The organism is Streptomyces sp. NPDC096152, assembly GCF_044763235.1.
In the GTDB taxonomy this organism is placed as follows: Bacteria; Actinomycetota; Actinomycetes; order Streptomycetales; family Streptomycetaceae; genus Streptomyces.
In genome coordinates this window covers 576,996-599,906 of the sequence record NZ_JBIWFW010000005.1, presented here as the reverse complement: position 1 = coordinate 599,906, position 22,911 = coordinate 576,996, and the positions used below count along the sequence as shown (strand labels likewise).

General features: G+C 71.3%; 17 protein-coding genes and 4 tRNA genes. 9 read left to right on the top strand and 12 right to left on the bottom strand.

Annotated elements, in window-relative coordinates; genetic code table 11:
* The first annotated feature begins 23 nt into the window (after positions 1-23).
* The 3 genes from hrpA (at position 24) to ACIQ9G_RS20395 (ending at position 4,565) form a co-directional block, all read left to right on the top strand.
* The gene (gene hrpA / locus ACIQ9G_RS20405; RefSeq protein ID WP_403611205.1) at positions 24-4,001 is read left to right on the top strand and encodes an ATP-dependent RNA helicase HrpA; all 3,978 of its coding nucleotides are present in this window, start codon (positions 24-26) and stop codon (positions 3,999-4,001) included.
* Positions 4,002-4,093: 92 nt separating this feature from the next.
* Positions 4,094-4,168: transfer RNA gene (locus ACIQ9G_RS20400), tRNA-Asp, on the top strand.
* A 205-nt stretch (positions 4,169-4,373) separates the two neighbouring features.
* Positions 4,374-4,565, top strand: a complete 192-nt coding sequence (locus tag ACIQ9G_RS20395) for a DUF6274 family protein (protein ID WP_403611202.1) — start codon at positions 4,374-4,376, stop codon at positions 4,563-4,565.
* A gap of 464 nt (positions 4,566-5,029) precedes the next feature.
* Here ACIQ9G_RS20395 and bldC read toward each other — a convergent pair whose 3' ends face one another.
* Both bldC and ACIQ9G_RS20385 read right to left on the bottom strand, forming a co-directional pair.
* Positions 5,030-5,236, bottom strand: a complete 207-nt coding sequence (gene bldC, locus ACIQ9G_RS20390; protein WP_003949541.1) for a developmental transcriptional regulator BldC — start codon at positions 5,234-5,236, stop codon at positions 5,030-5,032.
* A gap of 533 nt (positions 5,237-5,769) precedes the next feature.
* Positions 5,770-6,621, bottom strand: coding sequence for a hypothetical protein (locus ACIQ9G_RS20385; protein WP_403611199.1), 852 nt, complete (start codon positions 6,619-6,621; stop codon positions 5,770-5,772).
* A 233-nt stretch (positions 6,622-6,854) separates the two neighbouring features.
* On the opposite strand from ACIQ9G_RS20385, the gene ACIQ9G_RS20380 reads away from it, so the two are divergent.
* Positions 6,855-7,955 carry a Leu/Phe/Val dehydrogenase gene (locus tag ACIQ9G_RS20380; RefSeq protein WP_403611196.1) on the top strand — a complete coding sequence of 367 codons (1,101 nt, stop codon included), beginning with the start codon at positions 6,855-6,857 and terminating at the stop codon, positions 7,953-7,955.
* A gap of 318 nt (positions 7,956-8,273) precedes the next feature.
* Positions 8,274-8,525: a DUF3073 domain-containing protein gene (locus ACIQ9G_RS20375; protein WP_356192239.1), complete on the top strand. Its 252-nt coding sequence runs from the start codon at positions 8,274-8,276 to the stop codon at positions 8,523-8,525.
* Positions 8,526-8,591: 66 nt separating this feature from the next.
* Here the strand turns inward: ACIQ9G_RS20375 and purM are convergent, their stop codons facing one another.
* From purM to purS, 7 genes are all read right to left on the bottom strand, one after another.
* Complete coding sequence (purM, locus tag ACIQ9G_RS20370) at positions 8,592-9,659, bottom strand: phosphoribosylformylglycinamidine cyclo-ligase (protein ID WP_403611194.1); 1,068 nt, start codon at positions 9,657-9,659, stop codon at positions 8,592-8,594.
* A gap of 33 nt (positions 9,660-9,692) precedes the next feature.
* On the bottom strand, positions 9,693-11,222 hold the full coding sequence (gene purF, locus ACIQ9G_RS20365; RefSeq protein ID WP_403611191.1) for an amidophosphoribosyltransferase: 1,530 nt from the start codon (positions 11,220-11,222) through the stop codon (positions 9,693-9,695).
* A 61-nt stretch (positions 11,223-11,283) separates the two neighbouring features.
* Entirely contained in the window at positions 11,284-11,850 is a 567-nt protein-coding gene (locus tag ACIQ9G_RS20360; RefSeq protein ID WP_403611188.1) for an META domain-containing protein, read from the bottom strand.
* Between the two features lie 115 nt (positions 11,851-11,965).
* On the bottom strand, positions 11,966-12,763 hold the full coding sequence (locus tag ACIQ9G_RS20355) for a sterol carrier family protein (protein ID WP_403611185.1): 798 nt from the start codon (positions 12,761-12,763) through the stop codon (positions 11,966-11,968).
* Positions 12,764-12,908: 145 nt separating this feature from the next.
* Positions 12,909-15,167, bottom strand: a complete 2,259-nt coding sequence (purL, locus tag ACIQ9G_RS20350) for a phosphoribosylformylglycinamidine synthase subunit PurL (RefSeq protein ID WP_403611183.1) — start codon at positions 15,165-15,167, stop codon at positions 12,909-12,911.
* Positions 15,164-15,844 carry a phosphoribosylformylglycinamidine synthase subunit PurQ gene (gene purQ / locus ACIQ9G_RS20345; RefSeq protein ID WP_403611180.1) on the bottom strand — a complete coding sequence of 227 codons (681 nt, stop codon included), beginning with the start codon at positions 15,842-15,844 and terminating at the stop codon, positions 15,164-15,166. Before purQ ends, purL begins: the two co-directional genes overlap by 4 nt.
* Positions 15,841-16,104 carry a phosphoribosylformylglycinamidine synthase subunit PurS gene (gene purS / locus ACIQ9G_RS20340; RefSeq protein ID WP_015659417.1) on the bottom strand — a complete coding sequence of 88 codons (264 nt, stop codon included), beginning with the start codon at positions 16,102-16,104 and terminating at the stop codon, positions 15,841-15,843. Before purS ends, purQ begins: the two co-directional genes overlap by 4 nt.
* Before the next feature lie 354 nt (positions 16,105-16,458).
* Here purS and ACIQ9G_RS20335 point away from each other — a divergent pair, with 354 nt between their 5' ends.
* The 4 genes from ACIQ9G_RS20335 to ACIQ9G_RS20320 all read left to right on the top strand — a co-directional run bounded on the left by ACIQ9G_RS20335 (position 16,459) and on the right by ACIQ9G_RS20320 (position 17,660).
* Complete coding sequence (locus ACIQ9G_RS20335; protein ID WP_356192220.1) at positions 16,459-16,776, top strand: Lsr2 family protein; 318 nt, start codon at positions 16,459-16,461, stop codon at positions 16,774-16,776.
* Positions 16,777-16,950: 174 nt separating this feature from the next.
* Positions 16,951-17,022 (top strand) — tRNA-Gly (locus ACIQ9G_RS20330).
* Between the two features lie 81 nt (positions 17,023-17,103).
* Positions 17,104-17,176 (top strand) — tRNA-Gly (locus ACIQ9G_RS20325).
* A 408-nt stretch (positions 17,177-17,584) separates the two neighbouring features.
* Positions 17,585-17,660, top strand: a tRNA-Gly gene (locus ACIQ9G_RS20320).
* A 108-nt stretch (positions 17,661-17,768) separates the two neighbouring features.
* Here ACIQ9G_RS20320 and ACIQ9G_RS20315 read toward each other — a convergent pair.
* The 3 genes from ACIQ9G_RS20315 to ACIQ9G_RS20305 all read right to left on the bottom strand — a co-directional run bounded on the left by ACIQ9G_RS20315 (position 17,769) and on the right by ACIQ9G_RS20305 (position 22,744).
* A complete protein-coding gene (locus tag ACIQ9G_RS20315; protein WP_403611177.1) occupies positions 17,769-18,668 on the bottom strand; it encodes a phosphoribosylaminoimidazolesuccinocarboxamide synthase in 900 nt (299 codons plus the stop codon).
* Between the two features lie 108 nt (positions 18,669-18,776).
* A complete protein-coding gene (locus tag ACIQ9G_RS20310) occupies positions 18,777-20,267 on the bottom strand; it encodes a N,N-dimethylformamidase beta subunit family domain-containing protein (RefSeq protein WP_403611175.1) in 1,491 nt (496 codons plus the stop codon).
* 431 nt (positions 20,268-20,698) lie between these two features.
* On the bottom strand, positions 20,699-22,744 hold the full coding sequence (locus ACIQ9G_RS20305) for a hypothetical protein (protein ID WP_403611171.1): 2,046 nt from the start codon (positions 22,742-22,744) through the stop codon (positions 20,699-20,701).
* Positions 22,745-22,911: the final 167 nt, after the last annotated feature.

The following is a 22,911-nucleotide window of genomic DNA, read 5'->3' as shown; positions in this document are numbered from 1 at the left end:
CGGGATGAGATCCTGGGGGGCGTATGTCTACGCATCCCGCCCCCGCCCTCGGCACTCTCGCCCCCCGCCTGACCGAGCTTTCGCTGCGCGACGCGCACCGGCTCGGCCGCAGGCTCGAAGGTGCGCGCAAGATCCGCAAGCCGGACGCCCACGCCGCCGTCCTCGCCGAGATCGACGCCGAGATCACCACGGCCGAGGCGCGGATGGACAAGCGGCGGGCCCGCGTGCCCACCGTCACCTACCCCGAGCAGCTCCCGGTCAGCCGGCGCAAGGACGTCATCGCCGACGCCATCCGCGACCACCAGGTCGTGATCGTGGCGGGCGAGACCGGCTCCGGCAAGACGACCCAGATCCCCAAGATCTGCCTCGAACTCGGCCGGGGCGTCCGCGGCATGATCGGGCACACCCAGCCGCGCCGCATCGCCGCCCGCACCGTCGCCGAGCGCGTGGCCGAGGAACTGGCCACTCCCCTCGGCGAGGCCGTCGGCTGGAAGGTCCGCTTCACCGACCAGGTGGACCCGGACGGCACCTTCGTGAAGCTGATGACGGACGGCATCCTGCTCGCGGAGATCCAGACCGACCGCGAGCTGCGCGCCTACGACACGATCATCATCGACGAGGCCCACGAGCGGTCCCTCAACATCGACTTCCTGCTCGGCTACCTCGCCCAGCTGCTGCCCCGGCGTCCCGACCTCAAGGTCGTCATCACCTCGGCCACCATCGATCCCGAGCGCTTCTCCCGCCACTTCGGCGACGCCCCGATCATCGAGGTCAGCGGGCGGACGTACCCCGTCGAGGTCCGCTACCGGCCGCTGCTCGAGGAGGACTCCGACGACGCCGACCGCGATCAGATCACCGCGATCACCGACGCCGTCGAGGAGCTGATGGCCGAGGGCCAGGGCGACATCCTGGTCTTCCTCTCCGGTGAGCGCGAGATCCGGGACACAGCGGACGCGCTGCTGAAGAAGAAGTACAGGTCCACCGAGGTCCTGCCGCTGTACGCGCGGCTCTCGCACGCCGAGCAGCACCGCGTCTTCCAGCCGCACACCGGACGCAGGATCGTGCTGGCCACCAACGTCGCCGAGACGTCCCTCACGGTCCCCGGCATCAAGTACGTCGTCGACCCCGGCTTCGCCCGCATCTCCCGCTACAGCCACCGCACCAAGGTCCAGCGGCTGCCCATCGAGCCGATCTCGCAGGCCAGCGCCAACCAGCGCAAGGGCCGCTGCGGCCGCACGTCCGACGGCATCTGCATCCGCCTGTACAGCGAGGACGACTTCGTCGCGCGGACGGAGTTCACCGACGCCGAGATCCTGCGCACCAACCTCGCCTCCGTCATCCTGCAGATGACCGCGGCCGGCCTCGGCGACATCGAGAAGTTCCCCTTCATCGACCCGCCGGACCACCGCAACATCCGCGACGGCGTCCAGCTGCTCCAGGAACTGGGCGCCCTCGACCCGGCCCAGAAGGACCCGCGCAAGCGGCTCACGCAGACCGGCCGCAAGCTCGCCCAACTGCCCGTCGACCCGCGCCTGGCCCGCATGGTCCTGGAGGCGGACCGGAACGGCTGTGTGCGCGAGGTCATGGTCATCGCCGCCGCGCTGTCCATCCAGGACCCGCGCGAACGCCCCGCCGACAAGCAGGCCCAGGCGGACCAGCAGCACGCCCGCTTCCGGGACGAGACCAGCGACTTCCTCGCCTTCCTCAACCTCTGGCGGTACGTCCGCGAGCAGCAGAAGGAGCGCGGCTCCTCCTCCTTCCGCCGGATGTGCAAGCAGGAGTTCCTCAACTTCCTGCGCATCCGCGAATGGCAGGACATCTACACGCAGCTGCGCACGGTCGCCAAGCAGATGGGCATCCACCTCAACGACGAGGACGCCCCCGACGACCGCGTCCACGTCTCCCTCCTCGCCGGTCTGCTCTCGCATATCGGCATGAAGGACGTGAAGGAGTCCAAGGACTCCGGCCCGGGCGGCCGCAAGGACGGCGGCCGCAACGAGTACGTGGGCGCCCGCAACGCCAAGTTCGCGATCTTCCCCGGCTCGGCCCTGTTCAAGAAGCCCCCACGCTTCGTGATGTCCGCCGAACTCGTCGAGACCTCCCGCCTGTGGGCCCGGGTCAACGCGAGGATCGAGCCCGAGTGGGTCGAGCCGCTCGCCGGCCACCTGCTGAAGCGGACCTACAGCGAGCCGCACTGGGAGAAGGACCAGGCCGCGGTGATGGCGTACGAGAAGGTCACGCTGTACGGCGTCCCGATCGTCGCCCAGCGCAAGATCAACTACGGGCGGATCGACCCGGAGGTCAGCCGGGAGCTGTTCATCCGCAACGCCCTGGTCGAGGGCGACTGGCGCACGCACCACAAGTTCTTCGCCGACAACCGCAGGCTGCTGACCGAGGTCGAGGAGCTGGAGCACCGCGCCCGGCGCCGGAACATCCTGGTCGACGACGAGACCCTCTTCGACTTCTACGACCAGCGGGTCCCCGAACACGTCGTCTCCGGCGCGCACTTCGACTCCTGGTGGAAGCACAAGCGGCACGAGCAGCCCGACTTCCTGGACTTCGAGCGGGAGATGCTCATCCGCGAGTCGGCCGAGGCGGTCACCAAGGCCGACTACCCGGACTCCTGGCGCCAGGGCGGCCTGAAGTTCCGGGTCACGTACCAGTTCGAGCCGGGCGCGGACGCCGACGGCGTCACCGTCCACATCCCGCTCCAGGTGCTCAACCAGGTCACCGGCGAGGGCTTCGACTGGCAGATCCCGGGTCTGCGCGAGGAGGTGGTCACCGAGCTGATCCGCTCCCTGCCCAAGCCGATCCGCCGCAACTACGTGCCCGCGCCGAACTACGCGAAGGCGTTCCTGGAGAAGGCGGAGCCGCTCCAGGAGCCGCTCGTCACGACCATGGCCCGCGAGCTGAAGCGCATGGTCGGCGTCCCCTTCGAGGCCGACGACTTCGACTGGGCGAAGGTCCCCGAGCATCTGAAGATCACCTTCAGGATCGTCGACGAGCGGCGGCGCAAGCTGGCCGAGGACAAGGATCTGGAGTCCCTCAAGCTCCGCCTGAAGCCGAAGGCGCGCCAGGCCCTCTCCCAGGCCGCCGCCGCGACGGCCGTCCGGCAGGGCGGCGAGTCGCTGGAGCGCAAGGGCCTGACCGACTGGAGCATCGGCGCGCTCACCCGCGTCTTCGAGACCCGCCGGGCCGGCCAGCCGGTGAAGGCGTACCCCGCCCTCGTCGACGACGGCGACACGGTCTCCGTACGCCTCTTCGACACCGAGGCGGAACAGGCCGAGGCCATGTGGAAGGGCACCCGGCGGCTGATCCTGCGCAACATCCCGGTGAACCCCGCGAAGTTCGCGTCCGAAAAGCTCACCAACCAGCAGAAGCTCGCCCTCTCGGCGAACCCGCACGGCTCCATCCAGGCCCTGTTCGACGACTGCGCGACGGCCGCCGCCGACAGGCTGATCGCGGACTTCGGGGGACCGGTGTGGGACGAGGAGTCGTACCGGAAGCTGTACGACAAGGTGCGGGCCGAGATCGTCGACGCGACCGTGCGGACGGTCGGGCAGGTGCAGCAGGTGCTGGCCGCCTGGCAGGCCTGTGAGCGCCGCCTGAAGGCCGTACGGAGCCCCGCGCTGCTGCCGAACCTGGCGGACGTACGGGCACAGCTCGACCGGCTCGTCGGGCCGGGCTTCGTGACGGGGACGGGCCTGCGCCGGCTGCCGGACCTGATGCGCTATCTGATCGCCGCGGACCGCCGGCTCCAGCAGATGCCGACGAACGTCCAGCGGGACACCACACGCATGGAGAAGGTCCAGGAGATGCAGGACGAGTACGCCTGGCTGCTGGAGCAGATGCCGCAGGGCCGTCCGGTGCCCTCGTCGGTGCGGGACATCCGGTGGATGATCGAGGAGCTGCGGGTCAGCTACTTCGCCCACGCCCTGGGCACGGCGTACCCCGTCTCCGACAAGCGCATCGTGAAGGCGATCGACGCCGCCGCTCCGTGATCGCGAGCACACGGAGGGTGAGTTCGACCAGGCAGGCCGCGGTCCTGTACAGTCCTTCTCGCAGCGCAACGCAAGGAAGCGCAGCGAAACCTGGTCCTGTGGAGCAGTTTGGAGTGCTCGCCACCCTGTCAAGGTGGAGGCCGCGGGTTCAAATCCCGTCAGGACCGCAGTAAGGAAGGCCCGCGCCCCTCGGGGGGACGCGGGCCTTCCTTATGTCCGCACACCCTCCCGGCGCCCTCCCGGCGCCCTCCGACTCTTCCCTGGCTCCCCCTGGCTCCCCCTGGCTCGCCCCCACGCCGTCTTGACGGCGTCACATTCCGCCGGTACCCAGAAGGCAGGACCCGTTCCCGTACGGCCCGCCGGAGGTGGCGTATGGCGGCATCGGCCAGGCACAAGACACGGGCGCTGCTCCGTGCGCACCTCGCAGCCGCCTCGTCGTACCGCCATCTCACCCGCCACTGCCCGGTCTGCCGCCTGTTGCTGCGCCAGGCGTGGGACGGCGCCCCGCCGGCCGCGGAAGTCCCGGCCGAGGCGGTCGAGGACGAGGCCCCTTCCACCGCGTGAGCGCGTCCGGTCCCGAACTCCCGCCGCGCGATGGGGCGATGGGAGCGGCGGCCCTCTTTAGCGCACGCAGGGCGGGAGCAACAAGCCGCCCGGGGTGTGACGGGAGTCACCGCATGAGTTTCTGAAACCGCGGTACTTACCCCTCTCCTACAACGGGTCGATTTAATATGTGCAATTGCACTAGCCGCTGAGCCGCTCCGCGGGTGATCCCACACCGCTCCCCAGACTCCGACAAGCCCGCTCACAGAGCGGTCGCGGACCGCCGGACAGCGCACAAAAAAGATCGCGCTGGACCCGGCGGAGTCCAGCGCGATCGACGACGCACCCTTGTTCACATGCCTGTGGAGCTCTGATCGGCTTGGGCGGGGGGCCTGTTGGGGCAGGACCCGCGTCGCTTTGAGCTGTGGGTTCCGGGCGGTTCGGCGGGATGGGGGCCAGCCGGACAACCCGGGTTATTCGGTTGTTCAGGCCTCGCTGCGCTGCTGCGGGATGCCCGCGAGCAGAGCGCGGACCTCGGCTTCGCGGTAGCGGCGGTGCCCGCCGAGCGTGCGGATCGACGTGAGCTTGCCGGCCTTCGCCCACCGCGTGACCGTCTTGGGGTCGACGCGGAACATGGTGGCGACCTCAGCCGGGGTCAGCAGCGGCTCGGCATCAGGGGTGCGAGCGGTCATGAGCGGCCTCCTCGGGAGAACCGAACCTTCTCGGTTCTTTCCTCTAAATTCTGCACCTTGACCCGCGTTGCCCGAAATGGCGGACGCGAGTCGAGTCGGTTATAGGACGAACGGCTTGTCCTCGGCACTACAACTACACCATCTGTCCAGCCGCGTCGGCCAAACCGATGGAATTGCCCTCCCAGGTGTTCATCACCGACGGAAGCCGATGGACCATGCCATAGCGGACAGTCACGCCGCTGTGACGATCAGTCACAGGACGATCAGGAGTCACCAGACCCCCCAAAGCGTGCAATGCTGAGATTCCGCCCATAGTGGAGCACATCAGGACGGACGGAGTCCTCCCCGGACTCCTTGTCCTATTTTGGCATGAGGAGAGGCAAGCGGCGCAAGGGCCGGGTAAGTGCCGTCCGTCACCCTTGGGGACAAAAGCCCGGATCGGGGTCTACATCCCGTCAGTTCCCCGAAATGCCCATGACCGTACGCTGTTCGAAACGGTTTAGTCCGTGATCCACGTCACATCTACTGTGATGTCAGTTCGCGGAGCGCCGGTCGCGCACCGACCGCCACCGCTCCACCAGCCGCACGTACGCCTCCCCCGCGGCGGCCCCGTCGCCCCGGCGCAGCGCCCCGATGCCCTCGGCCACGTCCGCCGCCGAGTGATCACCCTCCAGCTCGCCGGCCGGCAGCACGTGCACCAGCCCGCCGTAGTCGAGCTCGACCAGCGAGCGCGGATGGAATTCCTCCAGCCATCGCCCGACGTCCACCAGGCCGTCGATCAGCGGTCCCTCGTCGACGGTCTCCTTGAGCGTCCGAAGCGCCCGCGCCACCCGGCGCCGGGCCTGCACCATCGGCGTCCGGTAGCGCAGCGCCGGCGTCTCGTCCCCGGAGTCGCCGGTGCCCTTGACGTACTCCCGCTCCTCGTCGGAGACCAGTACGAACCAGTTCAGCGGCACCTGCCAGGTCGCCGTGCGGATCCAGGGCCGGGCGTCGGGGTTGCCGGCCAGCCAGCGCTCGTAGTCCTGGGCGGCCTGGCGCCGGACGACCGGGGGCAGCACCGCGTCCTGGACCACCGCCGGGAGCTCCTCGGCGAGCTCGCCCAGCGCCTGCCAGCCGCGCAGCCGGGTGCGCCAGGGGCAGACGCAGACCACGCCGTCGACGTCGAGCACGAACGCGTCCGGGCTCTCGTGCACCGGCACCGGGACCGGCGGGGTGGGCAGCAGGTCCGCCAGCGAGCGGCGCAGTTCGTCCTGGTAGGAGGGGCGGTCCGGGCGGCGCGCGTAGCGGGCCCAGTGGCCGCGCTCCGGCTCCGGAAAGGCGGCCAGCGGCTCGTAGACGCGCAGGTAGGTCGCGTAGGGGACGACCACCGAGGACACCTTGGGCACGCCTGCTCCCTCCCCATCGGACCAGACCCGAAACCCGTCGCGGCCCGGCACCGGACCACACGGAAAACCACTGCAAATCGTCCCACGTCCGGACGGGAACGTACTCCGAGGGAGGGTGATCCGGACCACTGCGCCCATGGCGAGCGGGGTCAGGCTCTACGCTCATGCCACGGCCCCCGCCACCCTTACGGAGGCCCTCCCCACTCGCCGCTATGTACCCGGGAGTCACCACCGTGACCGACGTAACCGGCGCGCCTGCTGATGTACTGCACACCCTGTTCCGCTCGGAGCAGGGGGGTCATGAGCAAGTCGTGCTCTGCCAGGACCGTGCCAGCGGTCTGAAGGCCGTCATCGCCATCCACTCCACCGCCCTGGGCCCCGCGCTCGGCGGTACGCGCTTCTACCCCTACGCGTCCGAGGCGGAGGCCGTCGCCGACGCGCTGAACCTCGCCCGCGGCATGTCGTACAAGAACGCCATGGCCGGGCTCGACCACGGCGGCGGCAAGGCCGTGATCATCGGGGACCCGGAGCGGGACAAGACCGAGGAGCTGCTGCTCGCCTACGGGCGCATGGTGGCCTCGCTCGGCGGGCGCTACGTCACCGCCTGCGACGTCGGCACCTATGTCGCCGACATGGACGTGGTGGCGCGCGAGTGCCGCTGGACCACCGGGCGCTCCCCGGAGAACGGCGGCGCGGGCGACTCCTCCGTGCTCACCGCCTTCGGCGTCTACCAGGGCATGCGGGCGTCCGCGCAGCACCTGTGGGGCGACCCCTCGCTGCGCGGCCGCACGGTCGGCATCGCCGGCGTCGGCAAGGTCGGGCACCACCTCGTGCGGCACATGCTGGACGAGGGCGCCGAGGTCGTGGTCACGGACGTGCGCGAGGATGCCGTCGCGCGCATCGTGGCCGAGCACCCGTCCGTCCGCGTGGTCCCGGACACCGACGCGCTGATCCGGACCGAGGGGCTCGACATCTACGCCCCCTGCGCGCTGGGCGGCGCCCTGAACGACGACACCGTGCCGGTGCTGACCGCGAGGGTGGTGTGCGGCGCGGCCAACAACCAGCTCGCCCACCCGGGCGTCGAGAAGGACCTCGCCGACCGCGGGATCCTCTACGCGCCGGACTACGTGGTGAACGCCGGCGGTGTCATCCAGGTCGCCGACGAGCTGCACGGCTTCGACTTCGAGCGGTGCCGGGCGAAGGCCGCGCGGATCTTCGACACCACGCTGGCCATATTCGCTCGTGCGAAGGAGGACGGGATTCCGCCGGCTGCCGCGGCCGACCGGATCGCCGAGCAGCGGATGGCGGAGGCACGGGCCTCGGGCGCCCGCTGACACCCGGGACACGCGCCCTGAAGTCCCGGTCGTCCTACGTTTGAGCGGTACCTGCCGGTGGGCAGTTGGAGAGAACTCTCACTTCCCCCGGCGGGTCGCCCGCCGATAAGTGGTTAAAATCGCCACTGACCAGCGAGGACGGGGCGCCTCGAAGGTTCTGCGCACACGCGCGTCCTGCGGGCGACGTACCGTATGGCCGCGGGCTCAGGTACCGTGGAAGCCCTACGGACCGGTCTCTCCACGGAGAGCCCGTTCCGGATCATGAACGCGTGTCAAGACTCTGGGGCCGTCGAGCCCCGTCGTTGAGGGGGTCGAGCCATGGGGCGCGGCCGGGCCAAGGCCAAGCAGACGAAGGTCGCCCGCCAGCTGAAGTACAACAGCGGTGGGACGGATCTCTCACGCCTGGCCGAGGAGCTGGGCGCATCGACATCGAACGCATCGCCGAACGGCGAACCGTTCGAGGACGATGAGCAGGACGACGAGCTGTACAGCCGGTACGCCGACCTGTACGACGACGACGATGAGGACGAGGACGAGCAGTCCCCGCACCAGCGTCGCCGCGGCGCTTGACTTTGCACTGACCACTGCCCGGTCCGTGGGATTCCACGGACCGGGTTCTGTGCTGTCCGCGGTCGGTCAGCCGGCGTAGTCCCCGACCAGGTCCGCCCCGGTGGTGTGCCGGCCCCGGTCCGTGATCTCACCGGCCACCCAGGCGTCGACCCCGCGGTCGGCCAGTGTGGCGAGCGCCACGTCCACCGACTCCTGGGGCACGATCGCGATCATGCCGACGCCCATGTTCAGGGTCTTCTCCAGCTCCAGCCGCTCGACGTCGCCGGTCCTGCCGACGAGGTCGAAGACGGGGGCCGGGGTCCAGGTGGAGCGGTCGACCACGGCGTGCAGGCCGTCCGGGATCACCCGGGCCAGGTTGGCGGCGAGTCCTCCGCCGGTGATGTGGCTGAAGGCGTGCACGTCGGTGGTGCGGGTCAGCGCCAGGCAGTCCAGCGAGTAGATCTTGGTGGGCTCCAGGAGCTCCTCGCCGAGCGTGCGGCCGAACTCCTCGATCCGCGCGTCGAGCGACAGCCCGGCGCGGTCCAGCAGGACGTGCCGGACCAGGGAGTACCCGTTGGAGTGAAGACCGGAGGCCGCCATGGCGATCACCGCGTCACCCGTACGGATGCGATCGGCGCCGAGCAGCCGGTCGGCCTCCACGACGCCCGTACCGGCCCCGGCGACGTCGAAGTCGTCCGCACCGAGCAGACCCGGGTGCTCGGCCGTCTCACCGCCCACGAGGGCGCAGCCGGCCAGCACACAGCCCTCCGCGATGCCCTTGACGATGGCGGCGACCCGCTCGGGGTGGACCTTGCCGACGCAGATGTAGTCGGTCATGAACAGCGGCTCGGCACCGCACACCACGATGTCGTCCATGACCATGGCGACCAGGTCGTGGCCGATGGTGTCGTAGACGCCCATCTGCCGCGCGATGTCGACCTTGGTGCCGACGCCGTCCGTGGCGGAGGCGAGCAGCGGACGCTCGTAGCGCTTGAGGGCGGAGGCGTCGAAGAGGCCGGCGAAGCCGCCGAGGCCGCCGAGGACCTCGGGGCGCTGCGTCTTCTTCACCCACTCCTTCATCAGCTCGACGGCGCGGTCGCCCGCCTCGATGTCGACGCCCGCGGCTGCGTAGCTGGCACCGGTTGTCTCAGACATGACGATGAGAACTTTCGTGTCGTACGGCAGGTGTTACGGGCGACGGATCGCGTCGGCGGCGGCCGTGGCGGCGGGCCCGGCGGCCAGCTCGGTCTCCAGCAGCTGCTTGCCCAGCAGTTCGGGGTCCGGGAGCTCCATCGGGTACTCGCCGTCGAAGCAGGCGCGGCACAGGTTCGGCTTGGCGATGGTGGTCGCCTCGATCATGCCGTCGATGGAGATGTACGCCAGCGAGTCGGCGCCCAGCGAGGTGCCGATCTCGTCGATGGTCATGCCGTTGGCGATGAGCTCGGCGCGGGTGGCGAAGTCGATGCCGAAGAAGCAGGGCCACTTCACCGGCGGCGAGGAGATCCGGATGTGGACCTCGGCGGCGCCCGCCTCGCGGAGCATCCGGACCAGGGCGCGCTGGGTGTTGCCGCGGACGATCGAGTCGTCCACGACCACCAGGCGCTTGCCCTTGATGACCTCCCGCAGCGGGTTCAGCTTCAGGCGGATGCCGAGCTGGCGGATGGTCTGCGAGGGCTGGATGAAGGTGCGCCCGACGTAGGCGTTCTTCACCAGGCCGGAGCCGAAGGGGATGCCGCTGGCCTCCGCGTAGCCGATGGCGGCCGGGGTGCCGGACTCCGGGGTCGCTATCACCAGGTCGGCCTCGGCGGGGGCCTCCTTGGCGAGGCGGCGGCCCATCTCGACACGGGAGAGGTAGACGTTGCGGCCGGCGATGTCGGTGTCCGGGCGGGCCAGGTACACGTACTCGAAGACGCAGCCCTTGGGCTTCGCTTCCGCGAACCGGGAGGTGCGCAGACCGTTCTCGTCGATGGCCACGAACTCGCCCGGCTCGATCTCGCGGACGTAGCTGGCGCCGCAGATGTCGAGGGCGGCGGACTCGGAGGCGACGACCCAGCCGCGCTCCAGACGGCCGAGGACCAGCGGGCGGATGCCCTGCGGGTCACGGGCGGCGTAGAGGGTGTGCTCGTCCATGAAGACGAGGCTGAAGGCGCCCTTGACCTGCGGGAGGACGGTGTGCGCGGCCTCCTCGATGGTCAGCGGCTTGCCGTCCTCGTCCACCTGGGCCGCGAGCAGCGCCGTCAGCAGATCGGTGTCGTTGGTGGCGGCCACGCGGGTGGAACGCCCGTTGGTGTCCTTCGGCAGGCCGGCGACCATCTCGGCGAGCTGGGCGGTGTTGACCAGGTTGCCGTTGTGGCCGAGCGCGATCGAACCGTGCGCGGTGGCGCGGAACGTCGGCTGGGCGTTCTCCCACACGGAGGCGCCGGTGGTCGAGTAGCGGGCGTGACCGACCGCGATGTGACCCTGGAGCGAACCGAGCGAGGTCTCGTCGAAGACCTGGGACACGAGGCCCATGTCCTTGAAGACGAGGATCTGGGAGCCGTTGCTGACCGCGATTCCCGCGGATTCCTGGCCCCGATGCTGGAGGGCGTAGAGCCCGAAGTACGTGAGCTTTGCGACCTCTTCGCCCGGAGCCCAGACACCGAAGACGCCACACGCGTCCTGGGGGCCTTTCTCGCCGGGGAGCAGATCGTGATTGAGTCGACCGTCACCACGTGGCACGGCACCGAGTGTAGGCGAGGTCGACCACTGGTCCGAATTGGGGATGCGCGGCCGTTGTGGATCACCGGTCCGCCACGGCCGTGACACGCTCACCGTTTTCGCTGGTCAGCGTGAGGGTGCGGTGATCGATGCGCCAGCTCACGGTGGAGTCGAAGAGCCGCAGCAGCCGCTTCTCGACGTCCATGAGTGAGGCGTCGCACATCATTCGGGTGGTGGACGCGCTCCCCAGGGCGATACGTCCGTCGCGGACCGTGGCTCCGGCGGTGACGCGGTTGCAGCCGAGGCTGCCGGTGACCTTGCCGGAGGCGCGGCCGAAGACGAGGTGCGCCCGGGCGTTCCGGGGCGGGGAGACCACCGCGTGGCCGGTGCCGAGTGCCGTGACGTTCCAGCGGGTGCCGCGGAGGGGGGCGTCCTGCTCCCCGGTGGGGCGCATCCGGTCGCCGTCCCCGGTGGTGAGGTCGAGCCGGTCACCGGTGACGTCGTCGGCGCTCCGGTGCACGCCGGTCACGGCCTTCGCGTCCGGGGCCGCGGAGTCGTTGCCGGGCCCGGCGGCGCCCGTCCCGCTGCCGCAGGCCACCGCGAGGGGCAGCACGGTCAGGACGGCGAGGGTCAGTCGCTGAGTGTCCATGCGGATGGGACGGGAGGGACGGGCGGCCGGTTCCGCCGGGTCCGTCCCTCCCGGCGCGCGGCCGGTTCCGCCCGAGCCGTCCCTCCCGGCGCGCGGCCGGTTCCGTCCGAGCCGCTCAGCGCATCAGCGGCAGCAGGCCCCCGAGGTCGGACCGCTCCCCGCTCGCGCTGACCTCGGCCGCCTCCACCGCGTCCCGCCACGCCGTGCGCCCGGTGGCCAGCCGGACCCAGGTCAGCGGGTCGGTCTCGACGACGTTGGGCGGGGTGCCGCGGGTGTGCCGGGGGCCCTCGACGCACTGGACGACGGCGTACGGCGGGATGCGCACCTCGGTCGACCCGCCGGGTGCCCGGGCGGCGAGCGTGTCGGCCAGCAGCCGGGTGCAGGCGGCGAGGGCCTGGCGGTCGTGGGGCACGGCGAGGCCCGGCACGGCGGCGTTCAGGTCGTCGGTGTGGACGACGAGCTCGACGGCGCGGGTGACCAGGTAGTCCGTGAGCGGCAGGGCGCCCGCGGGGGTGGCGAGCAGCCGGGTGCCGGGATGCTCGTCGAGCCGGGCCCGCAATCGCTCCCCGACCGCGCCGAGGTAGGCGTAGAGGTCGGGGTTCTCCTCGGCGAGCCGGTGGGCGTACTCGGCGAGGGCCGCGGAGTCCGCGGCGGTGGTGGGGGGCCAGTCCGGCAGTGTCACGTCCTGCCGGGCGGGCTCCGGACGGTCGAGGGCCCGGTCGACCGCCGAGAGCGCGGTCCCGATGTGCGCCACCAGCTCCCGTACGGTCCAGTCGCCGAGCCGGGTGGGAAGGGCGAGCTGCTCGCCCGTCAGACCGCCGACCGCCTCCCGCACCCGCGCGAACTGGGCCCACACCGCGTCCCGCGTCCTGACGGGGTCGTACGTCCTGGTGCGCTTCTTGGCCGGGGGCATGGCGGTGAGCCTAGTCGGCGCGGAGGGGGCGGGAGGTCCGTGCTCGGCGCGGGGCCGGGCGCCGGTCACGGCGTTGACCGGGCGGCACGGCGGGCAGGGCCCCGCCCGGCGCACCGGGTGGGGTCCGTGCCCGCCGTACGGCCGCCTACTTGAGCAGCGCCGGGATCGTGTTCTCGTGGGCCTCGCGCAGCGCGGCCAGGGGGAGCGCGAACTCGCCCTGGACCTCGATCGCGTCACCGTCCACGACACCGACACGGGTGGCGGGCAGACCGCGCGCGCCGCACATGTCGTTGAAGCGGACCTCCTCCGAGCGCGGCACGGCGACGACGGCGCGCCCCGCCGACTCGGAGAAGAGGAAGGTGAAGGCGTCGAGCCCGTCGGGTACGACCAGGCGCGCGCCCTTGCCGCCGAGCAGCGCCGACTCGACCACGGCCTGGACCAGCCCGCCGTCGGACAGGTCGTGCGCGGAGTCGATCATGCCGTCGCGGGAGGCGGAGATCAGGATCTCGGCGAGCAGCCGCTCCCGCTCCAGGTCGACCTTCGGCGGCAGACCGCCGAGGTGGTCGTGGATCACCTGCGACCAGGCCGAGCCGCCGAACTCCTCGCGGGTGTCGCCGAGGAGGTAGAGCAGCTGCCCATCCTCCTGGAAGGCGACCGGGGTGCGCCGGGCCACGTCGTCGATGACGCCGAGGACGGCGACCACGGGGGTCGGGTGGATGGCGGCCTCGCCCGTCTGGTTGTAGAGCGAGACGTTGCCGCCGGTCACCGGGGTGCCCAGCTGCAGACAGCCGTCCGCCAGACCGCGCACGGCCTCCGCGAACTGCCACATCACCGCCGGGTCCTCGGGCGAGCCGAAGTTCAGGCAGTCGGAGACGGCGAGCGGCTTGGCGCCGGTCGTCGCCACGTTCCGGTAGGCCTCGGCGAGGGCCAGCTGCGCGCCCGTGTACGGGTCGAGCTTGGCGTACCGGCCGTTGCCGTCGGTGGCGAGGGCGACTCCGAGGCCGGTCTCCTCGTCGATGCGGATCATGCCGGAGTCCTCGGGCTGGGCGAGGACGGTGTTGCCCTGCACGAAGTGGTCGTACTGCGAGGTGATCCACTTCTTGGAGGCCTGGTTGGGGGAGGCCACCAGCTTCAGGACCTGGTCCTTGAGCTCCTCGCCCGAGGCCGGCCGGGGCAGCTTGTTCGCGTCGTCGGCCTGGAGCGCGTCCTGCCAGGACGGGCGGGCGTAGGGGCGCTCGTAGACCGGGCCCTCGTGCGCGACCGTGCGCGGGTCGACGTCGACGATCCTGCCGCCGTGCCAGTAGATCTCCAGGCGGTCGCCGTCGGTCACCTCACCGATGACGGTGGCGATGACGTCCCACTTCTCGCAGATCTCCAGGAAGCGGTCGACCTTGCCCGGCTCGACGACCGCGCACATGCGTTCCTGCGACTCGCTCATGAGGATCTCCTCCGGCGAGAGCGTGGAGTCGCGCAGCGGTACGTCGTCCAGGGTGACGCGCATGCCGCCCGAGCCGTTGGAGGCCAGCTCCGAGGTGGCGCAGGACAGACCGGCCGCGCCGAGGTCCTGGATGCCGACGACCAGCTTCTCCTTGAACGCCTCCAGGGTGCACTCGATGAGGAGCTTCTCCTGGAAGGGGTCGCCGACCTGGACGGCCGGGCGCTTGGAGGGCTTGGCGTCGTCGAAGGTCTCGCTCGCCAGGATCGACGCGCCGCCGATGCCGTCGCCGCCGGTCCGGGCCCCGTACAGGATGACCTTGTTACCGGCGCCGGACGCCTTCGCGAGGTGGATGTCCTCGTGCCGCATCACGCCGATGGCGCCGGCGTTGACCAGCGGATTGCCCTGGTAGCAGGCGTCGAAGACGACCTCGCCGCCGATGTTCGGCAGGCCGAGGCAATTGCCGTAGCCGCCGATGCCGGCGACGACGCCCGGCAGGACGCGCTTGGTGTCGGGGTGGTCGGCGGCGCCGAAGCGCAGCGGGTCCACGACCGCGACCGGGCGGGCGCCCATCGCGATGATGTCGCGGACGATGCCGCCGACTCCGGTGGCCGCGCCCTGGTAGGGCTCGACGTAGGAGGGGTGGTTGTGCGACTCCACCTTGAAGGTGACCGCGTAGCCCTGGCCGACGTCGACGACGCCGGCGTTCTCGCCGATGCCGACGAGGAGGGCGTCGTTCTCCGGGGCCTTCTCACCGAACTGGCGCAGGTGGACCTTGGAGGACTTGTACGAGCAGTGCTCGGACCACATCACCGAGTACATGGCGAGCTCGGCGCCGGTCGGGCGGCGGCCCAGGATCTCCACGACCCGCTCGTACTCGTCCTTCTTCAGGCCGAGTTCGGCCCAGGGCAGCTCGACGTCGGGGGTCGCGGCCGCGTGCTCGACCGTGTCCAGAGGCGTCCGGCTCATGCGTTGACCAGCTTCTTGAGGATCGAGGTGAAGAAGGGCAGACCGTCGGTGCGGCCCGAACCGATCAGGGGCTCGACGGCGTGCTCGGGGTGCGGCATGAGGCCCACGACGTTGCCGACCTCGTTGGTGATGCCCGCGATGTCGTTGAGCGAGCCGTTCGGATTGAAGTCCAGGTAGCGGAAGACCACGCGGCCCTCGGCCTCCAGCTTGTCCAGCGTGTACCGGTCGGCGACGTAGCGGCCGTCCATGTTCTTCAGCGGGATGTGGATCTCCTGGCCCGCCTCGTAGTCCACGGTCCAGGCCGTCTCCGCGTTCTCCACCCGCAGCTTCTGGTCGCGGCAGATGAAGTGCAGGTGGTCGTTGCCGAGCATGCCGCCCGGGAGGAGGTGGGCCTCGGTGAGGACCTGGAAGCCGTTGCAGATGCCGAGGACCGGCATTCCGGCCCTCGCCTGCTCGATGACCGTCTCCATCACCGGCGAGAAGCGGGAGATGGCGCCGGCCCGCAGATAGTCGCCGTAGGAGAATCCGCCGGGCAGGACCACGGCGTCGACCTGCTTGAGGTCCTTGTCCTTGTGCCAGAGGGCGACCGGTTCGGCTCCCGCGAGACGGATAGCGCGCTGGGTGTCCCGGTCGTCGAGGCTGCCCGGGAAAGTGACGACGCCGATACGAGCGGTCACTTCGCCGCCTCCGCGACTTCCTCCACCTTGACGGTGAAGTCCTCGATCACGGTGTTGGCGAGGAAGGATTCGGCAAGATCGTGAATGCGGGCGAGCGCGGCCTCGTCGACCGGCCCGTCAACTTCCAGTTCGAATCGCTTTCCCTGGCGGACGTCGGAGATGCCTTCGAAACCCAGGCGCGGCAGTGCGCGCTGCACCGCCTGGCCCTGGGGGTCGAGGATCTCCGGCTTGAGCATGACGTCGACTACGACGCGTGCCACTGGCACTCCCGGTGTGTGGTGCTGAGCAGGTCCCTTCAGACTACCCGTACCAAATTTCTACGCGGGTAGATTCGTAGGAATCTACGTGACGGCCATCACGATCCGGCATCGGAACGCGGACTTCGTGAAAAGTTCTGGGAAAGTTCGACCTTCGGTACGGGACGCCGTATTGCCCCGGGACACGCGGACAGATTTAGTCGGGCTTCACTTTGCAATGCCCGGCACTGTACAAATGAATTGGCAACAGCCGATACTTTTCCCGATAACAGGCGGACAGCCGACATCTCCGAACGTCTTCGCACGTCATCGCGGAGCGCGTGGCAGCAGAGGTGTCGCACGAAGGGACCGATATTCGTGGCGCAGCGTGTCGTGGTCACTCTCTTTGACGACATCGACGGCTCGGAAGCGGCGGAAACGATCGCCTTCGGACTCGACGGCAAGTTCTACGAGATCGACCTGAACCAAACCAATGCCAAGAAACTGCGTAAGGCGCTCGAGCCGTACGTGGAGGCCGGCCGCAAGCGGTCGAAGTCGGGCAAGGCCTACCGGCAGACCGAGGTCGCACCGGACCCCGCGGCCGTCCGGGCCTGGGCCCAGGCCAACAAGATGGAGGTGCCGGCGCGCGGCCGGATCCCCAAGCGGGTCTACGAGGCGTTCTCCGCGGCCCGGTGACGGAGCCGCCCTCGCGCCCGCCCTCCCGGGGCGCCGGGTGCCCGCCCGGGTGCGTGCTCAGGGCCCGTCAGCGGGCCCTGGCGGCAACCGACTTGCGCCACCCCCCTGCTGATCAGCTAATGTCTGGAGCACGCCGAGGGGCGAGGCCGAAAGGCCGGAACCCACGGAGTACATGCGGGTGTAGTTCAGTAGTAGAACATCCCCCTTCCAGGGGGAAGACGCAGTGTGCGATTCCTGTCACCCGCTCTGCACCGCCGGTCCCGACCACTGATGTGGATCAGGTAGGCTGGTGCCCGCGCCGATCGGTGGGAGCCGGTCGGAGGCAATGCGGACGTAGCTCAGTTGGTAGAGCGCAACCTTGCCAAGGTTGAGGTCGCGAGTTCGAGCCTCGTCGTCCGCTCGGTAAGAAGACCCCGGTCCATCGGATCGGGGTCTTTTTCATTGTCGGGCCGGGTGCATTTCCCTGGCTCCGAACGAGTGCCCGCGAGGGCGACGAGTGCGATGTGAAGGTCGCCACATCCCCGCGCGCGGGACGACCGGCTGAGGCACCCGCCGGCGCCCCTCATCGTCCGTCAGCTCGCCGGGGGCCATCCGCGCGGTCCCCCGGGAAAGTCGCCGCCTCATTCGGGAGTTGACCGGCCGGGCTCCCGCCATCGGGACCCGCCGCGCTCACCGCGCTGCCACCGCGGACCGCGCGGGACGGCCGGCCGCCGGCCCCGACAGGACCGAGGACCGCGAAGCGGCACACGGCGATACGGCTCGCAGGTGCGTGAGGTTGGGTATAGTTGGCCTCGCGCCACGGCGCACTGCGGACGTAGCTCAGTTGGTAGAGCGCAACCTTGCCAAGGTTGAGGTCGCGAGTTCGAGCCTCGTCGTCCGCTCCACAGCGAAGGCCCCGGTCATCCGACCGGGGCCTTCGGCGTTCCCGGGCCCCGGCGTTCCCGGGCCCCGGGGTGCCCGGGCCCGCCCACGGGCCCGGTCCGCCGCGCCGGCTAGGACCAGCTCATCCCGGTCAGCCGCTCGTACGCCTCCACGTACTTCGCCCGCGTCGCCTCGACGACGTGCCGCGGGAGCGGCGGCGGGGGCTGCTCGCTCGCGCGGTCCCAGCCGGACTCGGGCGAGGTGAGCCAGTCGCGGACGAACTGCTTGTCGTACGACGGCTGCGCGCGGCCCGGCTGCCACTGGTCGGCCGGCCAGAAGCGGGAGGAGTCCGGGGTGAGCACCTCGTCGGCGAGGACGAGGGTGTCCCCGTCGAAGCCGAACTCGAACTTGGTGTCCGCGAGGATGATCCCGCGGTCGCGGGCGATGTCCCGGGCACGGCCGTAGACGGCGAGCGTCGTCTGGCGCAGCTGGGCGGCGGTCTCCGCGCCGACCCGGCGGGCCACCTCCTCGTAGGAGACGTTCTCGTCGTGCTCGCCGACCTCGGCCTTGGTGGCCGGGGTGAAGATCGGCGCGGGAAGCTCGGAGCCGTCCTCCAGGCCCTCGGGCAGGGCGAGGCCGCAGACCGTGCGGGACTCGGCGTACTCGGCCAGGCCCGAGCCGGTGAGGTAGCCGCGGGCCACGCACTCCACGGGGACCATCCGCAGCGACCTGCAGACCAGGGTGCGGCCCGCCCAGTCGGCCGGGGCGCCCTCGGGCAGCTCCGAGCTCAGGACGTGGTGCGGGACCAGGTCGGTGAGCCGTTCGAACCACCACAGGGAGAGCTGCGTGAGGATACGGCCCTTGTCGGGGATCTCGGTGGGCAGCACCCAGTCGTAGGCGGACATGCGGTCGCTGGCGACCATCACGAGGTCGCCCGCCTCGTTCCGGTACAGCTCGCGCACCTTGCCGGTGTGCAGATGCACCAGGCCCGGAACCTGGAGCGGCTCGGGCTTTTCGACGAATCCGGACACGGTTCCTCCCCGTGGTTCTGTCCAAGTGGCTCGATTCTCCCGTATGGGGAGGATCGGACTCGGGCTGGGGTGGGTCGGACGGAGGCGGACGGGGCCTGGCGGCCGCGCTCACCCCCGTTTGCAGATGCGGTCCAGCAGGTTGGCGGTGGCTCGCTGGATCCGCGCGTCGACGTGGCCGGGGCGGTCCAGCGACGGGGACCAGGCGAACGTCCCGGAGGCGAACACCAGGGCGCCGGAGGGGGCCCGGTAGAGGGACGTCTCCTGGTGACGCAGGACGCCCTCGCCGTCGGTGTACGGGGAGTGGGCGAGCAGGATGCGGTCCTGGTGCGCGGGGAGCGGGGTGCGGGGGAAGTAGCGGTCGGCCTCGCCCGCGACCAGGCCCTCGATGCCGTCGCCCTCGTGCGCTCCGGTCGACTCCCACAGCCAGTGGTCCGCGTTCCGCACGATCAGCGGGCGCGGCTCGGGGACACGGCCTGCGTACTGGATGCCGACGAGTTGCTGCTCGGGCCGGTCGATCTCCCGCCACAGCACGGGCCGGCCGGGGCCTTTGCGCTTGCGGCAGGTGAGCAGGCGGTCCGGCACCCCGGACGGGGAGGGGCCCAGCTCCACCTGCCAGTACATGGTGTTGGCGGAGAGGAACACCAGGGACGTGCCGTGGTCGCGGGCGCGCTCGACGGTACGGCGCATGGCGACCGACCAGTACTCGTCGTGCCCGGGGAAGACCAGGCCGCGGTAGCGGGCGGGGTCGATCCGGCCGGAGTGCAGGTCGCGGGCGTCGGCGTAGGCGAGGTCGTAGCCGTAGCGCTCGGCCCAGCGGATGAAGTCGTAGGCGTGGCCGACGTGCAGCGGCAGACCCGCGCCCGCGTACGGGCGGTCGAAGGAGACCGTGGTCGCGGCGTCGGCCTCGCCGAGCAGCCGGCCGTCCCCGTCCCACGCGTGGTAGAGGCTGGCGCCGGTGCGGCCGTCCTCCGGGTAGAGGTTGTAGGCCTGCCAGGTGATGTCGGGCAGGAGCAGGAGCAGGTCCGCCGGGCGCTCGTCCCGGACGGTGAACGGCACGTGCGAGCGGTATCCGTCGGCCGTGGTCAGGACGGCGACGTACGCGCCGATGCTCCAGTACGACGGGACCTGCAGACGCCAGGACAGCCACCAGTGGTGGCAGGAGACCGTGCGGTCGGCGGCCAGCGGCGGGGGCTGGACGATGCCGGACAGACGCGGGCTGGTGGTGATCTTGGCCGCGCCGTCGCCGCCGTAGTGGCCGATGCGGTAGACGTCCACGCCGAACTGCTGAGGCGGGTCGACCGTGACGTGGAAGTCGATCGCCTCTCCGGGCGCGACGGCGCCGGTGGAGGTGAAACCTTTGATCTGGCGATGCACGTCGTCGGCCGAGCGGGGGTCGCCGGAGGCCCGGGGGGCCGGGACGCGCGGGGCGCCGGCCGCGGCCTGCGGGGCCGGGTCCACGTACCAGGGGACGACGTGGCCGGTGTCGTCGAAGTAGGTCTCGCTGCCGCGCAGCCAGGGGACCGGTCCCTGGCCGAAGGGGTCCGTCACGGCGTGCGCGAGTGCTCCCGACTCCCAGCGGCGGATGTGCTCCGACCCCATGGCGTCCCCTCCCTCGTGCCCCCGTGGTCAGTCGTCGTGTACCGGTAAGTACCTGCCGGTGCCTGCCGGTGTCCGTCCGTGCCCTGCGGTGCTGTCGGCTCTTGCGTGCGGTTCCGTCGGCGTCCGGCGACGCGCCCGCCCTCGTCCGTCGTCATGCTCGCCGTCGTCCGTCGTCCGTCGTCCGTCGTCCGTGGCCGTCGGTGTTCGTCGCCGGACGGCACCGGACGTCGTCTGTCGGTTCGTGTCGGCGTCTGCCACTGTCTGTCTGGCGGCGGACGCCGCGTGTCGTATGTCGCGCGCGTTTGCCAGGCGCGTGTTCGGTTCCAGCACATCACATAACGCACGCATGTTGTCACTATTCGTTGCGTATTGGCCGAAAGTGGAAGCGGGGGGTCCGGTAGGCGGGGTGTCGGCTCCCGCGTCGTCCCAGCTCAGCCGAGCCGGACGGGCTTCTCCGGGCGTATGCCGAGATCGCTCAGCCAGGTCCGCAACGGGCCCGGATCGCCGTCCTCGACCAGGGCCAGGACCTTGGAGCCCAGGTCGGCGGCCCGCTCACCGCCCAGCATCAGGGCGGGACCGTCCAGCCAGTCGAGGCCCGGAGTCGCGCCGGCGGTGTCCATCGCGGCGCAGCACACCATGGCGGTGACGTGGTCGGCGAGCAGGTCGCGGCCGGTGCGCGGGGGCTGGAGCGGGAACAGCGGCAGGGCTCCGTCGTCCCAGGGCATGAGGTCGGGGGCCTGGCCCTGGCCTGCGGCTCCCGACGAGGCCGCCGCACGGGCCGGAGCGTCCGCCTCCTCGCGGGCCAGCTCGGCGCTGAGCCCCGCCGCGAGCGCCGCGCTCCGCTCGCTGCCGAACTCGGCCGTGTCCTCCTCGTCGGTCCCGCGCGGTCCCGCCGTGGGCGCGGAGCCCGACGTGCCGCCCGGTGGGACGGCGGGGGTGGCGACGGGCGGGGCGACGGGCGGGGCGACGGGCCCCGGAGCGTCGGCGCCGGGTCGGCGCGCCTCCGCGTCGGACGGGGCGGCGGGGCCGAGCCCGTGAGCCCCGGCCGCGAGGCCGCGGGCGTCGCGGCCGGGGCCGTGAGTGTGGGTCTCGTTCGCGAACCCGTGGTTCCGGGGGCCGGGCCCGTGAACGTCCGGGCCGAGTCCGCCGGCGTCGGGGCCGAGCCCGTGGTCGTAGGGGCCGTGCGGGGCGGCCGCCAGGTGGTCCAGGACGCGGGCCAGGGTCGGGCCGTGCGGATTCGCGGCCGGGGGCACCGGGGAACGGCGTACGCCCAGGCTGTCCAGCACCCGGTGCAGCCGGGCGGCGTCGGCGCGCCACTTGCGGTCGACGACCTCCTCCGGATACGCCTCCCAGTCGACCGGTGACCAGCCCGGCCCGCGTTCGGCCGGGCCGCCGTGGAAGAGGCGGGCGGCCAGCAGCGAGGCCGCCTCGTCCACCGCGCCGGGCTCTTCGAGCAGGTCGCAGGCGGGGCGCTCGCCGAGCCGGGAGGCGAATCCCTCGGCCAGGCGGTCCCGGCGGGACAGCTCGGTGAGGGCCGCGACCACGCCCGCGTCCAGCCGCGCGGGCCAGCGGCCCATGCGCCAGGCGGGCAGCGCGACCCGCGTCAGCAGCCGGTCCCAGCCCGCGTACGCCAGGCCCACCTGCTCCTGCGCGACGATCCGCAGCCCGTAGTCCACGGTCTGGGCGCGCTCGGCGGCGGCGGAGGCCACCCCGCGCTCCATCTCGGTGGCGTGCTCCCGGCAGCTGCGCAGCAGCAGCCGGGCGACCCGGCCGAGCGCCGCGCACATCCCGCGGAACAGCCGACAGCGGCCGGGCGTGGCGGCGACGGCCACCGCGGCGTCCAGACCGCGGACGAAGCGCCGGGCGGCGGCTATGTCCGGGTGCGCCGAGGGTCCCGTACCGGCGACGACCGGGGCGAGGACGGCCCGCAGCTCGCCGACCCGCATCCACCACAGGAACGGGGAGCCGATCACCAGGACCGGGGCGGCGGTACGGCGCGGCCGGGCCAGGGACAGGCCGCGTATGCCGCCCGGCTCGTCGCGGACCTCGCGCGGGGGAGGGCCGTGGGCCGGGTGGGTGCGGTCCTCCAGCCAGCTGTCGCAGTCCGGCGTGAGCGCTATGGCGGAGGGGGCGGGGACGTCGAGGCGGTCGGCGAGGTCGCGCACCAGCCGGTACAGGTCCGGGGCGGCCTCCTCGGGGATCGGGACCGTCGGAGTCGTGGCCGGGCGGGCCCGGGCGACCACCAGGCCGACGCCGACGGCGGCGAGCAGGACGACGGCCGCCACCGCGCCCACGATCCAGCGGGTCAGGTCCCAGCCCCGGCCCACGAAATGTCCGGTGGAGCCGCCCGCGAGCAGCACCACGGCGGCCGCGGCGGGCAGCAGGGCGACGGCCAGCGCCCGGCTGCGGATCCGCAGCACGGCCAGGGCACGCGAGCGTGCGGCCTGCGCGCCGATCTCCACACCCGTACCGGTCACGACCGGACGTCACCCCCTCCCGACTGTCCTGGTGTTGCTCACTCCCCCACTGTGGCACCCGCCACCGACATCGCAATGCCGGTGGGCCAAGTGCCCGAACGCTTGCGCCGCACCCTAGTTGGGGCTGCGGCCCACGTCAGCCGGATAGAACATCGGTCACTCGATGG

What these genes read in the sequence shown, in the direction of transcription:
- bldC (WP_003949541.1), bottom strand. Translation starts at nt 5,236, where the DNA reads ATGACCGCTCGCACCCCTGATGCCGAGCCGCTGCTGACCCCGGCTGAG.
- ACIQ9G_RS20375 (WP_356192239.1), top strand. Translation starts at nt 8,274, where the DNA reads ATGGGGCGCGGCCGGGCCAAGGCCAAGCAGACGAAGGTCGCCCGCCAG.
- hrpA (WP_403611205.1), top strand. Translation starts at nt 24, where the DNA reads ATGTCTACGCATCCCGCCCCCGCCCTCGGCACTCTCGCCCCCCGCCTG.
- purM (WP_403611194.1), bottom strand. Translation starts at nt 9,659, where the DNA reads ATGTCTGAGACAACCGGTGCCAGCTACGCAGCCGCGGGCGTCGACATC.
- ACIQ9G_RS20310 (WP_403611175.1), bottom strand. Translation starts at nt 20,267, where the DNA reads ATGGGGTCGGAGCACATCCGCCGCTGGGAGTCGGGAGCACTCGCGCAC.
- ACIQ9G_RS20395 (WP_403611202.1), top strand. Translation starts at nt 4,374, where the DNA reads ATGGCGGCATCGGCCAGGCACAAGACACGGGCGCTGCTCCGTGCGCAC.
- ACIQ9G_RS20360 (WP_403611188.1), bottom strand. Translation starts at nt 11,850, where the DNA reads ATGGACACTCAGCGACTGACCCTCGCCGTCCTGACCGTGCTGCCCCTC.
- ACIQ9G_RS20355 (WP_403611185.1), bottom strand. Translation starts at nt 12,763, where the DNA reads ATGCCCCCGGCCAAGAAGCGCACCAGGACGTACGACCCCGTCAGGACG.
- purL (WP_403611183.1), bottom strand. Translation starts at nt 15,167, where the DNA reads ATGAGCCGGACGCCTCTGGACACGGTCGAGCACGCGGCCGCGACCCCC.